This is a genomic window from Streptomyces sp. NPDC058579 (assembly GCF_042718575.1).
Classification (GTDB): Bacteria; Actinomycetota; Actinomycetes; order Streptomycetales; family Streptomycetaceae; genus Streptomyces.
Window position 1 is genome coordinate 69,304 of record NZ_JBHXPI010000031.1, and the last position, 13,087, is coordinate 82,390.

Genomic DNA, 13,087 nt, shown 5'->3' on the forward strand with positions numbered 1-13,087 from the left:
TGGCCGAAACCCCCCCCCCGCCGCGGAGTCATATCCGACACGCTCATCGGAGGCCCTGCGGTGAACGAACTGCCGCAACAGCTGGCCGACGGCCTTGCCCTCGGGGCCCTTTACGGTCTCATCGCCATCGGTTACACGATGGTCTACGGCATCGTCCAGCTCATCAACTTCGCCCACGGCGAGATCTTCATGGTCGGCGGCTTCGGCGCGCTCACGGCATACACGATCCTGCCCGAGGGCACCGCCCTCGTCGTCGCGATCCCCATCATGCTGATAGGCGGCGCGGTCGTCTCCGTCGCCGTCGCCACCGCCGCCGAACGCTTCGCCTACCGGCCCCTGCGCGGCGCCCCCCGGCTCGCCCCCCTGATCACGGCCATCGGTCTGTCGATCGTGCTCCAGCAGCTCATCTGGGGTTTCTACCCCGACGCCAAGAGCAAGGTCACCTTCCCCGAATTCAAGGGCGGAAGCTTCCAGATCTTCGAAGGCCTCTCGATCTCCCGCGCCGACACGTTCGTCCTCGTCGCCGCCCCCGCGTGCATGCTCGCCCTCGGCCTCTTCGTCTCGAAGAGCCGCAGCGGACGCGCCATGCAGGCCACGGCACAGGACCCGGACACCGCGAAGCTGATGGGCATCAACACCGACCGCATCATCGTGATGGCCTTCGCCATCGGCGCCGCGTTCGCCGCGGTCGCAGCGGTCGCCGAGGGCCTCGACAAGGGCCAGATCCGCTTCGAGATGGGCTTCCTGCTGGGCCTCAAGGCCTTCACCGCAGCCGTCCTCGGAGGCATCGGCAACATCTACGGCGCCATGATCGGCGGCGTCGTCCTCGGACTCGCCGAAACCCTCTCCATCGCCTACGTCGAACACATCCCCGGGATGGACCAGTTCGGCGGCGGCGCGTGGAAGGACATCTGGGTCTTCTCCCTCCTCATCCTCGTGCTCCTGTTCCGACCACAAGGTCTCCTCGGACAGCGCGCAGCGGACAGGGCGTGATCGCGATGACCACCGAACTCACCACCCCCGAGACGCCGGAGACGCCCGCAGCGTCCCCGACGCCGCAGAAGACCGACGCCGCACAGGCGCCCGGCCTCCTCCACTGGATCGTCGCCGCCGGTGGCCTCGCCACCGTCGCCAGCACCTTCCTCGCCTGGACCTACACCTCCGAATTCCCCGGCGACCTCACCGTCACCGGCTACCCCGGCGGCCTCCAGGTCCTCACCCTCGTCGGCGGCCTCCTCCTGACGCTCTTCGCCCTCTCCGGGCTCGGCGTCAAGGGCCTGCGCTGGCTCACCCCCGGCGGCTCCAGCAGGGCACTGCAGTTCCTCGCCCTCGGCGCGCTCGGCACCACCTGGTACACCGTGATCGCCATCGCGGCCCAGCTCGGCGGCCTCGCCCACCTGGAGCCCGGCGGCTACGTCGCCGCCGTCGCCACGCTGGTCCCGCTGGCCGCGTTCGCGCTCAAGGACGACTCCCGCAAGCCGGCGAAGCCCCAGGAGATCCCCTCCTGGGCCGAGATCCTGATCATCGTCGTGGCCTTCGCCATCGGCATGTACGCCGTCACGTACGGCATCTCGACCGAGTACCCCGAGCTGTTCATCGGCTACCTGCTCCTCGTGGGCTTCGGTGCCGCCGGACTCAACAAGGCCGGTCTCATCGGCCGGGTCTCGGCCGTCGCCTCGAAGAACAAGCAGATCGCCGCCGTCGCCGCCTTCGCCGCCGCGGCCGTCTTCCCCTTCACCCAGGCCACCGACACGTTCACCGTGATCGCCGTGCAGATCCTCATCTTCGCGACGGTCGCCCTCGGTCTGAACGTGGTCGTCGGACTGGCGGGTCTGCTCGACCTCGGTTACGTCGCGTTCCTCGGCGTCGGCGCCTACACGGCCGCCCTCGTCTCCGGATCCACGGCCTCCGCGTTCGACATCCAGCTCCCGTTCTGGGTCGCCATGATCATCGGCGCACTCGCCTCGCTGATCTTCGGCGTCATCATCGGCGCACCGACGCTCCGGCTCCACGGCGACTACCTCGCCATCGTGACGCTCGGCTTCGGAGAGATCTTCCGCATCACCGTCAACAACATGGACGGCGACAACGGACCGCAGATCACCAACGGCCCCAACGGCATCCCGAACATCCCGGCGCTGAACATCTTCGGCTACGACTTCGGCGAGACCCACACCATCCTCGGCGTGGAACTCGGCTCGTACGCCAACTACTACCTGCTGATGCTGCTCGTCATGGTCTTCGTCGTCCTGGTCTTCAGCCGGGCACAGGACTCCCGCATCGGCCGCGCCTGGGTCGCCATCCGCGAGGACGAGACCGCGGCGACCGCCATGGGCATCAACGGCTTCCGGGTCAAGCTCATCGCCTTCGCCCTCGGCGCCACCCTCGCCGGCGTCGCCGGCACGGTCCAGGCCCACTTCCAGGGCACGGTCCTCCCCGAGATGTACGTGTTCGCCGGCCCCGTCGCCCCGAACTCCGCGTTCCTCCTCGCGGCCGTCATCCTCGGCGGCATGGGCACCATCCGCGGCCCGCTCCTCGGCGCGGCGCTGCTCTTCCTCATCCCCGAGAAGCTGTCCTTCCTCAAGGACTACCAGCTCCTCGCGTTCGGCCTCGCGCTCATCCTGCTGATGCGCTTCCGCCCGGAGGGCCTCATCCCCAACCGGCGCGCCCAGCTCGAGTACCACGAGCACGAGGAGAGCGCCGACAAGATCGACGTACCGGAACAGCGGCCGCCCGCCGACCCGATCGTCGGAACCTCGAAGGCGGGTGCGTGAACGCCATGACGACGACCACCACCACGGAGAACACGGCAGCGGCCTCCACCGCCGCCACGGTCCTCGACGCCAGCGGTGTCACCATGCGCTTCGGCGGACTCACCGCCGTACGCAACGTGGACCTCACCGTTCGCGAGGGCGAGATCGTCGGTCTCATCGGCCCCAACGGCGCCGGCAAGACCACCTTCTTCAACTGCCTCACCGGTCTGTACATCCCCACCGAGGGACAGGTCAGCTACAAGGGCACGGTGCTGCCGCCCAAGCCGCACCTGGTCACCAAGGCCGGCATCGCCCGCACCTTCCAGAACATCCGCCTCTTCTCCAACATGACGGTCCTGGAGAACGTCCTCGTCGGACGCCACACCCGGACCAAGGAGGGCCTCTGGTCCGCGCTCCTGCGCGGCCCCGGCTTCAAGAAGGCGGAAGTCGCCTCGCGCGAACGGGCCATGGAACTCCTGCAGTTCATCGGCCTGGAGAACAAGGCCGAACACCTCGCCCGCAACCTGCCCTACGGCGAACAGCGCAAGCTGGAGATCGCCCGGGCCCTCGCCAGCGACCCCGGCCTGCTCCTCCTGGACGAGCCGACCGCCGGCATGAACCAGAACGAGACCCGCGCCACCGAGGAACTCGTCTTCGCCATCCGGGACAAGGGCATCGCCGTCCTCGTCATCGAGCACGACATGAAGTTCATCTTCAACCTGTGCGACCGGGTCGCGGTGCTCGTCCAGGGCGAGAAGCTCGTCGAAGGCACCTCCGAGGTCGTCCAGGGCGACGAGCGCGTCGTCGCGGCCTACCTCGGCACGCCGTTCGAAGGCGCGCCGGGAGCGGAGGAGCTCGCGGAGGTCGAGGCGGCGGAGGCGCACGCGGAAGCGGAAGCCGCTTCGGTCGACGAGGCCCCCGAGGCCTCCGAGGCCGAGGAGCCGGAGACTCCGGAGGCCGACGCGGCCCCCGAGGCCCCGGCGGCCCCCGAGGCCGACGCTCCGGCAGCGGACAGCACCACCGAAGGAGACACCAAGTGACCGCTCTTCTCGAGGTCGAGGACCTCAGGGTCGCCTACGGCAAGATCGAAGCCGTCAAGGGCATCTCCTTCTCCGTCGAAGCCGGCCAGGTCGTCTCCCTGATCGGCACCAACGGCGCCGGCAAGACCACCACCCTGCGCACCCTCTCGGGCCTCATCAAGCCCGCCAGCGGGAAGATCACCTTCGACGGCCAGGTCCTCAACGGGATCCCCGCCCACAAGGTCGTCTCCCTCGGCATGGCCCACTCCCCCGAGGGCCGGCACATCTTCCCCAAGCTCACCATCGCCGAGAACCTCCAGCTCGGAGCCTTCCTCCGCAAGGACAAGGACGGCATCGAAAAGGACATCCAGCGCTCCTACGACCTCTTCCCCATCCTGGGCGAACGTCGCAAGCAGGCCGCCGGAACCCTCTCGGGCGGTGAACAGCAGATGCTCGCCATGGGCCGGGCCCTCATGTCCCAGCCCAAGCTGCTCATGCTCGACGAGCCCTCCATGGGCCTCTCCCCGATCATGATGCAGAAGATCATGGAGACCATCGCCACCCTCAAGGCCGAAGGCATGACCATCCTGCTCATCGAGCAGAACGCCCAGGCAGCCCTGTCCCTCGCGGACTACGGCTACGTCCTGGAGGTCGGCACCATCAAGCTCTCCGGCACCGGCCAGGACCTCCTGGTCAACGACGACGTACGCAAGACGTACCTCGGCGAGGAGTAGGCAAGAGGACCAGTCCGTCCCACGGACAGAAGGCCCGCCCCCACAAGGAAGTGGGGGCGGGCCTTCTCCTATGTACGTATGCCTCTTACTGCTTACTGCTTACTGGCCCTTGGCCGCCTTCTTCTCCTCGGCGTCCTCGATGACCGCCTCCGCGACCTGCTGCATCGACATACGCCGGTCCATCGACGTCTTCTGGATCCACCGGAACGCGGCGGGCTCCGTCAGGCCGTACTGCGTCTGCAGGATCGACTTCGCCCGGTCCACCAGCTTCCGCGTCTCCAGCCGCTGGGAGAGGTCCGCGACCTCCTTCTCCAGCGCCCGCAGCTCCGCGAACCGCGACACGGCCATCTCGATCGCCGGCACCACGTCGCTCTTGCTGAACGGCTTCACCAGGTACGCCATGGCCCCGGCGTCCCGGGCCCGCTCGACGAGGTCGCGCTGCGAGAAGGCGGTGAGCATGAGGACGGGGGCGATCGACTCACCCGCGATCTTCTCGGCCGCGGAGATCCCGTCCAGGACGGGCATCTTCACATCCAGGATCACGAGGTCGGGCCGGTGCTCCCGAGCGAGCTCCACGGCCCGCGCCCCGTCGCCGGCCTCGCCGACGACCGAGTACCCCTCTTCTTCGAGCATCTCCTTGAGATCCATGCGGATGAGGGCCTCGTCCTCGGCGATGACGACACGGGTCGTCAGCGGCGGAACGTGCGACGCGTCAGCGTCGTCGGCGGCGGGCTGGGGCGACTCGGGGGCGGTCACGGGGGCTCCTCGTTGCGGGCAGTACTGCTCCCCATGAGCCTACCTAGCTGCGGTAAGGTAGACGCGCAGCGGGTCGTGACAAACCTTCGATTCCGTGGGCCCCGGTAGCCCAATTGGCAGCAGGCAGTGGATTCAAAACCCACACAGTGTCGGTTCGAGTCCGACCCGGGGCACCTTTCCTTCGATTCCAAGGTCACGAGACCTTGATGATCGTTCACTCACACTAGTGAACGCCTCCCGAAGCCGCCGGATACCGGGCAGACTTCCGCGATGCTCGAATCCATGTACGACCTCGCGACGCGCAAGCACGCCCTGAGTCTCTTGTCAGACGGCCGCAGCCTCAACTCTGTCAGCCAGCAGACAGGCATCTCCCGAGCCGCGTTACGCGCCTGGAATACACGACTTGAACCGCTCCCTCGCCTCAACGGGCAGGCCAAGCCGTGCCCGAGGTGCCGTCCCGTGCCGGGGGTGCCTGACGATACAGCCGCGTACTCCTACCTGCTCGGGCTCTATCTCGGTGACGGCTGCATCAGCGAGCACCCCCGAGGCGGCCACCATCTCCGCATCGCATGCGCGGACGCCTGGCCGGGGTTAATCGAGGCGTGCCGCGCGGCGATCCTGGCCGTGCAGCCCGAGGGCAGCGCCTGCATCCTGCAGAAGCAGGGGTGCGTCATGGTCACCAGCTACGGCCGCCATTGGAAGTGCCTGTTCCCACAGCACGGGCCCGGCAAGAAGCACCAACGGCGCATCATCCTCGAAGCGTGGCAGCAGGAGATCGTCGACGCGCACCCCTGGGAGTTCATCCGGGGGCTCATCCACTCCGACGGCTGCCGGATCACCAACTGGACGACCCGTCTCGTCGGTGGTGAGCGCAAGCGCTACGAGTACCCCCGGTACTTCTTCACGAACAAGTCGGACGACATCCGGAAGCTGTGCGGCGACACGCTCACGAAGGTGGGCGTCGAATGGACGACACTGGCCCGCGGTGTTGATCCCTTCAACATCTCCGTCGCCCGCAAAGCCTCCGTCGCGCTCATGGATCTCCACGTCGGGCCCAAGTCCTGAACGAGGGTCAGGGTGTTCGGGTGACCGGGTCGCCGATGTGGTGGACGTGGACCAGGTTGGTGGAGCCGGGGACGCCGGGAGGGGAGCCGGCGGTGATGACGACCGTGTCGCCCTTCTGGCAGCGGCCGATGCGGAGGAGTTCCTCGTCGACCTGGGCGACCATCGCGTCCGTGGAGTCGACGTGCGGGCCCAGGAAGGTCTCGACGCCCCACGTGAGGTTGAGCTGGGCGCGGGTCGCCGGGTCGGGGGTGAAGGCGAGGAGGGGGATGGGTGAGCGGTAGCGGGAGAGGCGCTTGACCGTGTCGCCGGACTGGGTGAAGGCGACGAGGAACTTGGCGCCGAGGAAGTCGCCGATCTCGGCGGCGGCGCGGGCCACGGCTCCGCCCTGGGTGCGGGGCTTGCTGCGTTCGGTGAGGGGCGGGAGGCCCTTGGCGAGGATGTCTTCTTCCGCGGCCTCCACGATGCGGCCCATCGTGCGGACCGTTTCGATGGGGTAGCGGCCGACGCTCGTCTCGCCGGAGAGCATCACCGCGTCCGTGCCGTCGATGACCGCGTTGGCCACGTCGCTGGCTTCCGCGCGCGTGGGGCGGGAGTTCTCGATCATGGAGTCGAGCATCTGGGTGGCGACGATGACCGGTTTGGCGTTGCGCTTGGCGAGTTTGATCGCGCGCTTCTGGACGATCGGGACCTGTTCGAGGGGCATTTCGACGCCGAGGTCGCCGCGGGCGACCATGATGCCGTCGAAGGCGGCGACGATGTCGTCGATCGCCTCGACCGCCTGGGGCTTCTCGACCTTGGCGATGACCGGGAGGCGTCGGCCTTCCTCGTCCATGATGCGGTGGACGTCCTCGATGTCGCGGCCGCTGCGGACGAAGGAGAGGGCGATGACGTCGGCGCCGGTGCGCAGGGCCCAGCGGAGGTCGTCGATGTCCTTCTCGGAGAGGGCGGGGACGGAGACGGCGACGCCGGGGAGGTTGAGGCCCTTGTGGTCGGAGACCATGCCGCCTTCGACGACGCGGGTGTGGACGCGGGGGCCGTCGACGGCGGTGACTTCGAGGGTGACGCGGCCGTCGTCGACGAGGATGCGTTCGCCGGTGGTGACGTCGGCGGCCAGGCCTTTGTACGTGGTGCCGCAGGTGTCTCGGTCGCCTTCGACCTCTTCTACGGTGATCACGAAGTCGTCGCCGCGTTCAAGGAGTACGGGGCCTTCGCGGAAGCGGCCGAGGCGAATCTTCGGGCCTTGAAGGTCGGCGAGGATGCCGATGCTGCGGCCGGTCTCGTCGGCTGCTTTGCGTACGCGGTGGTAGCGCTCCTCGTGTTCGGCGTAGGTGCCGTGGCTGAGGTTGAAGCGGGCGACGTCCATTCCGGCTTCGACCAGTGCCTTGATCTGGTCGTACGAGTCGGTGGCGGGCCCCAGGGTGCAAACGATTTTCGCTCGGCGCATGGTTCGAGCCTAGGCCTTACCGGCGGGTAGTTCAGGGGCCGGGCATGGCCGTTCAACAACCTTTGCGTGAAAGGTTATTGACAAGTCTTGAATCTGTGCGGGTGGGTGCTCCGATGAGCAGTTCGGGGGGCTCGGAGGCCCCCCCGTGGGCACCCTGTTACAGCTGTGGTGGGGCCATCGTGAAGCGGGCGATGACCTCTGCTGTGACGGACTGGCGTTGGGGTTCCAGGTCGAGGGGTGGGGGTACGTCGGCGGATTCGGTGGCGAAGGCGGCCATGCGCATGCCTCGGCCTCCGAGGGGTGAGGGTGGGGTGAGTTCGGTGTCGGAGAGTTCCAGGAGGGCCGTGAGGGTGGTGCCCAGGGCTTCGGCGTAGGCGCGGGCGCGTTGGACGGCTTCTCCGACCGCGGTGCGGCGGGCTTCGGCGTAGGCGGGTGAGGTGGGGCGCAGGGCCCACCAGGGGCCGTCGACGCGGGTGAGGTCGAGGTCGGCGAGGCGGGTGGTGAGTTCGCCGAGGGCGGTGAAGTCGGCGAGTTCGACGGTGAGGTGGACGTGGCCCTGGTAGGCGCGGACGCGTTCGCCGCGGCCGTGCTTGCTGGGTTCGGGGGTGATGGAAAAGGCGCCGGTCTCCAGTTTTTCGATGGCTTCGCCGTAGGACTTGATGAGGTCGAGGGTGTGGGTGTTGCGGCGGGTGAGGTCGGCGAGGGTTGCGGCGCGGTCGGTGCCGCGGGCGCTGAGGGTGACGGCGATGTGGGCGATCTCGGGGTCGACGTCGAGTCGGGCTTCGCCGCGGACGGCGACCTGGGGTGCCTCCGGGGTGGGGTGGGGGGTGGTTGTCATGGCTGGCTCCCTGGTGCGGGGGTGCGGGCGTCGGCTGGGGGGTCCGCTGTGTGGTCCCTGCCACTTTCGCACTCCGATGCCGTTGACCTCTGTTGCACGTGGGGTGCGTGGGGCCAGAATCTACGCGCGTTGTGCGCCAATGGACCCTAGGAGATCGCATGTCGTTGAACCGTCGGACGTTTCTGGAGAGTTCCGTCGCCGTCGGGGCGGGAGCCACGCTCGCCACGGGGGTGGCCGCCGCCCCCGCGCAGGCCCACGGGCCTCGCCCCCGGCCGGCTCGGCGGTACTCGTTCACCGTGATGGGTACGACGGACCTGCACGGCAATGTCTTCAACTGGGACTACTTCACGGACAAGGAGTTCGACGACAAGGCGCACAACGATGTCGGCCTCGCGAAGATCTCCACCCTGGTCGACCAGGTGCGCGCGGAGAAGGGGCGGCGGAACACGCTCCTGATCGACGCGGGTGACACGATCCAGGGCACTCAGTTGTCGTACTACTACGCGAAGGTCGACCCGATCACGGCCCGTCGTGGTCCGGTCCACCCGATGGCTCAGGCGATGAACGCCATCGGGTACGACGCGGCGGCGCTCGGCAATCACGAGTTCAACTACGGCATTCCGGTGCTGCGGAAGTTCGAGGAGCAGTGCGACTTTCCGCTGCTCGGTGCGAACGCGCTCGACGCGAAGACGCTGCGGCCGGCGTTTGCGCCGTACAGCATGCATCGGCTGCGGACGCCGTGCGGTCGGGATGTGCGGGTGGCGGTGCTCGGTCTGACGAATCCGGGGATCGCTATCTGGGACAAGGCCAACGTGAGTGGCCGGATGGTCTTCCCGGGGCTTGAGGAGCAGGCCGCCAAGTGGGTGCCGAAGCTGCGGTCGATGGGTGCGGACGTGGTCGTGGTGTCGGCTCATTCCGGGTCCAGTGGGACGTCGTCGTACGGTGATCAGCTTCCGTACGTGGAGAACGCGGCCGGTCTGGTGGCGGAGCAGGTTCCAGGGATCGACGCGATCCTGGTGGGGCATGCGCATACGGAGATTCCCGAGTACCGGGTGAGGAACAAGGTGTCGGGGAAGGACGTGGTGCTGTCGGAGCCGCTGAAGTGGGGGCAGCGGCTGACGCTCTTCGATTTCGACCTGGTGTGGGTGAAGGGCCGCTGGGTGGTGGAGAAGGTCGGTGCGCGGGTTCTCAACTCCAACACGGTGGAGGAGGATCCGGAGATCGTGGGGCTGCTCGCGGACGAGCACAAGAAGGTCGTCACGTACGTCAATCAGGTGATCGGTACGTCCAGCGCGACGATGGCGACGGTCGAGGCGCCGTGGAAGGACGAGCCGATCATCGATCTGATCAACCACGTCCAGGCGGAGACGGTGCGGGCGGCGCTCGCGGGTGGTGAGTACGCGGCGCTGCCGGTGCTGTCGCAGGCGTCCTGTTTCTCCCGTACGGCGGCGATTCCGGCTGGTCAGGTGACGATCCGGGACGCGGCGGGGCTGTACGTCTTCGAGAACACGCTGGAGGCGCGGCTGCTGACGGGGGCGCAGCTCAAGGACTATCTGGAGTTCTCCGCGCGGTACTACGTGCGGACTGCGGCGGGGGCGCCGGTGGACCCGGCGAAGTTGACGAACGCGGACGGGACGCCGGACTACAACTACGACGCCGTGTACGGGGTGACGTACGAGATCGACATCGCGCGGCCGGTCGGTGAGCGGATCGTGAAGCTGTCGTACGACGGGCGGCCGGTGGATCCGGCGGCGCGGTTCGTGTTCGCGGTGAACAACTACCGGGCGAGTGGTGGTGGGGCGTTTCCGCATGTGGCGGGGGCGCCGCAGTTGTGGGCGGATTCGGACGAGATTCGTAACACGATCATTCAGTGGGTGAAGGCGAAGGGGGCGATCGACCCGGGTCAGTTCGCTTCGGTGGGGTGGAGGCTGACCCGGGACGGTGTGCCGGTGTTCTGATCGGCCGGTTTCGGTTTCAGGTCTGTGTGAGGGGCGTCAGCGCCTGGCTCTGTGCCGGGATGCGTGGCGCCTCTCGCTGTTCGAGGCCGAAGGTGGTGAAGGCGGTGCGGCGGGGCAGGGGGTAGGGCTCTTTGCCGGTGAGGGTGTTGAGGATGGTGGCGCTGCGCCAGGCGGCGAGGCCGAGGTCGGGGGCGCCGACGCCGTGGGTGTGTTTTTCGGCGTTCTGTACGTAGACGGAGCCGGTGACGGAGGCGTCGAGGACGAGGCGGTAGGTGGTGTCGATTCTGGCGCGGCCGGCGGAGTCGTGGCGGAGGTAGGGGTCGAGTCCGGCGAGCATGCGGTCGACGGGGCGTTCGCGGTAGCCGGTGGCGAGGACGACGGCGTCGGTGGTGAGGCGGGAGCGGGTGGCCTGTTGGAGGTGTTCGAGGTGGAGTTCGACCTTGGTGGTGGCGACGCGGCCGGCGGTGCGGACGCGGACTCCGGGGGTGAGGACGGCGTCGGGCCAGCCGCCGTGGAGGGTGCGGCGGTAGAGCTCGTCGTGGATGGCGGTGAGGGTGTCGGTGTCGATGCCTTTGTGGAGTTGCCATTGGCGGGGCAGGAGTTCGTTGCGGGTGGGTTCGGACAGGGCGTGGAAGTAGCGGGTGTAGTCGGGGGTGAAGTGTTCGAGGCCGAGCTTGGAGTACTCCATGGGGGCGAAGGCTTCGGTGCGGGTGAGCCAGTGGATCTTCTCGGCTCCGGCGGGGCGGGCGCGGAGGAGGTCGAGGAAGATCTCGGCGCCTGACTGTCCTGAGCCGATGACGGTGACGTGGTCGGCGGCGATGAGTCGGGCGCGGTGGTCGAGGTAGTCGGCTGAGTGGATGACGGGGACGTGGGGGGCGTCGGCGAGGGGTTTGAGGGGTTCGGGTACGTACGGTTCGGTGCCGACGCCGAGGGCGACGTTGCGGGTGTAGGTGCGGCCGAGGGCTTCGGCTTCGCCGTCGGCGTCGAGTTGGGTGAAGTCGACTTCGAAGAGGGTGCGTTCGGGGTTCCAGCGGACGGAGTCGACCTGGTGGCCGAAGTGGAGGCCGGGGAGTTGGGCGCTGACCCAGCGGCAGTAGGCGTCGTACTCGGCGCGCTGGATGTGGAACTTCTCGGCGAAGTAGAAGGGGAAGAGGCGTTCGCGGCTGCGGAGGTAGTTGAGGAAGGACCAGGGGCTGGTGGGGTCGGCGAGGGTGACCAGGTCGGCGAGGAAGGGGACTTGGAGGGTGGCGCCTTCGATGAGGAGGCCGGGGTGCCAGTGGAAGGCGGGGCTCTGTTCGTAGAAGGCGGTGGCGAGGCCGCCGGGGACGCCGTGGGCGAGGGCGGCGAGGGAGAGGTTGAAGGGGCCGATGCCGATGCCGACCAGGTCGTGGGGCTGGTCGGGGTCGTGTGGGGACTGCTGGGGGTGGGGGTGGTGTGGGGTGCTGCCGGTCATCGGTCGGTGCTGCCTTCCACGAGGTCCAGGAGGTGTTGGAGGTCGCCGGGGGTGGCGTGGGGGTTGAGGAGGGTGGCTTTGAGCCAGAGCCGGCCGTCTTCGTGGGCGCGGCCGAGGACGGCGCGGCCTTCGGTGAGGAGGGTGCGGCGGATGGCGGCGACGGTGGTGTCGTCGGCGTCGGTGGGGCGGAAGAGGACGGTGGTGAGGGTGGGGCGTTCGTAGAGCTGGAGGCCGGGGGTCTTGTCGATGAGGTCGGCGAGGTGTTGGGCGAGGGCGTGGACCTGGTCGACGAGGGCGCCGAGTCCGCTGCGGCCGAGGGCGCGGAGGGTGACGGCGATCTTGAGGATGTCGGGGCGGCGGGTGGTGCGCAGGGAGCGGCCGAGGAGGTCGGGGAGGCCGGCTTCGGTGTCGTCGGCGGCGTTGAGGTAGTCGGCGGTGTGGGAGAGGGCGGTGAGGTCGCTCTTGTCCCGTACGGCGAGGAGTCCTGCGGCGACGGGCTGCCAGCCGAGTTTGTGCAGGTCGAGGGTGACGGTGCGGGCGCGGTCGAGGCCTTTGAGGAGGGGGCCGTGGGTGTCGCTGAAGAGGAGGGGGCCCCCGTAGGCGGCGTCGATGTGGAGGTCGGCGTGGTGGGCGTCGCAGAGGTCGGCGATCTCGGGGAGGGGGTCGATGCGGCCGGTGTCGGTGGTGCCGGCGGTGGCGACGACGAGGAGGGGGCCGTGGAGGTCGGTGAGGGCCTCGTCGAGGGCGACCGGGTCGAGGGTGCCGTTGGGGGTGGGCACGGTGACGGGTTCGGGGAGGCCGAGGAGCCAGGCGGCGCGGTGGAAGGAGTGGTGGGCGTTGGCACCGACGACGGTCTGGAGGGCGTGGCCGGGGTGGTGGCGCCGCTGACGCTCGCGGGCGAGGAGGAGGGCGAGTTGGTTGGACTCAGTGCCGCCGGTGGTGACTAGGGCGTCGGGGGTGGTGGACGGGGTGGTGGGGGTGGTGGACGGGGCGGCGGGGGTGGTGCGCGGGGCGTCGGCGGTCGTGGCCGGGGTGTTGGGGGTGGTGGACGGGGCGGCGGGGGATGT

Annotated in this window: 11 protein-coding genes and 1 tRNA gene; 7 read left to right on the top strand and 5 right to left on the bottom strand. The window is 68.6% G+C overall.

Annotated features, from left to right (window positions below; genetic code table 11):
• Window positions 1–60: 60 nt before the first annotated feature.
• Genes ACFWRO_RS27345 through ACFWRO_RS27360 form a run of 4 tightly spaced genes read left to right on the top strand, consistent with a single transcriptional unit; the run spans window position 61 to window position 4,506 of the window.
• Window positions 61–993: a branched-chain amino acid ABC transporter permease gene (locus ACFWRO_RS27345; RefSeq protein ID WP_384514210.1), complete on the top strand. Its 933-nt coding sequence runs from the start codon at window positions 61–63 to the stop codon at window positions 991–993.
• Between the two features lie 5 nt (window positions 994–998).
• A complete protein-coding gene (locus ACFWRO_RS27350; protein WP_384514212.1) occupies window positions 999–2,774 on the top strand; it encodes a branched-chain amino acid ABC transporter permease in 1,776 nt (591 codons plus the stop codon).
• A gap of 5 nt (window positions 2,775–2,779) precedes the next feature.
• Entirely contained in the window at window positions 2,780–3,793 is a 1,014-nt protein-coding gene (locus ACFWRO_RS27355; protein WP_384514228.1) for an ABC transporter ATP-binding protein, read from the top strand.
• Complete coding sequence (locus ACFWRO_RS27360) at window positions 3,790–4,506, top strand: ABC transporter ATP-binding protein (protein WP_384514214.1); 717 nt, start codon at window positions 3,790–3,792, stop codon at window positions 4,504–4,506. Before ACFWRO_RS27355 ends, ACFWRO_RS27360 begins: the two co-directional genes overlap by 4 nt.
• A gap of 99 nt (window positions 4,507–4,605) precedes the next feature.
• Here ACFWRO_RS27360 and ACFWRO_RS27365 read toward each other — a convergent pair whose 3' ends face one another.
• The gene (locus ACFWRO_RS27365; protein ID WP_384514216.1) at window positions 4,606–5,262 is read right to left on the bottom strand and encodes an ANTAR domain-containing response regulator; all 657 of its coding nucleotides are present in this window, start codon (window positions 5,260–5,262) and stop codon (window positions 4,606–4,608) included.
• A 98-nt stretch (window positions 5,263–5,360) separates the two neighbouring features.
• Here ACFWRO_RS27365 and ACFWRO_RS27370 point away from each other — a divergent pair.
• Together ACFWRO_RS27370 and ACFWRO_RS27375 are read left to right on the top strand one after the other, a co-directional pair.
• Window positions 5,361–5,435: transfer RNA gene (locus tag ACFWRO_RS27370), tRNA-Leu, on the top strand.
• Window positions 5,436–5,544: 109 nt separating this feature from the next.
• Entirely contained in the window at window positions 5,545–6,327 is a 783-nt protein-coding gene (locus tag ACFWRO_RS27375; protein WP_384514217.1) for a transcriptional regulator, read from the top strand.
• A gap of 7 nt (window positions 6,328–6,334) precedes the next feature.
• Here the strand turns inward: ACFWRO_RS27375 and pyk are convergent, their stop codons facing one another.
• Window positions 6,335–7,771 carry a pyruvate kinase gene (pyk, locus tag ACFWRO_RS27380; protein ID WP_384514218.1) on the bottom strand — a complete coding sequence of 479 codons (1,437 nt, stop codon included), beginning with the start codon at window positions 7,769–7,771 and terminating at the stop codon, window positions 6,335–6,337.
• Window positions 7,772–7,928: 157 nt separating this feature from the next.
• A complete protein-coding gene (locus ACFWRO_RS27385) occupies window positions 7,929–8,609 on the bottom strand; it encodes an SIMPL domain-containing protein (protein ID WP_384514220.1) in 681 nt (226 codons plus the stop codon).
• Window positions 8,610–8,767: 158 nt separating this feature from the next.
• On the opposite strand from ACFWRO_RS27385, the gene ACFWRO_RS27390 reads away from it, so the two are divergent.
• Window positions 8,768–10,567, top strand: a complete 1,800-nt coding sequence (locus ACFWRO_RS27390; RefSeq protein ID WP_384514222.1) for a bifunctional metallophosphatase/5'-nucleotidase — start codon at window positions 8,768–8,770, stop codon at window positions 10,565–10,567.
• A gap of 16 nt (window positions 10,568–10,583) precedes the next feature.
• Here ACFWRO_RS27390 and ACFWRO_RS27395 read toward each other — a convergent pair whose 3' ends face one another.
• Together ACFWRO_RS27395 and ACFWRO_RS27400 are read right to left on the bottom strand one after the other, a co-directional pair.
• Window positions 10,584–12,020 carry a lysine N(6)-hydroxylase/L-ornithine N(5)-oxygenase family protein gene (locus ACFWRO_RS27395; RefSeq protein WP_384514223.1) on the bottom strand — a complete coding sequence of 479 codons (1,437 nt, stop codon included), beginning with the start codon at window positions 12,018–12,020 and terminating at the stop codon, window positions 10,584–10,586.
• Window positions 12,017–13,087, bottom strand: a 1,071-nt coding sequence (locus tag ACFWRO_RS27400) for a pyridoxal phosphate-dependent decarboxylase family protein (protein WP_384514225.1), incomplete at its 5' end; no start/stop codon positions are given. The genes ACFWRO_RS27400 and ACFWRO_RS27395, both read right to left, overlap by 4 nt.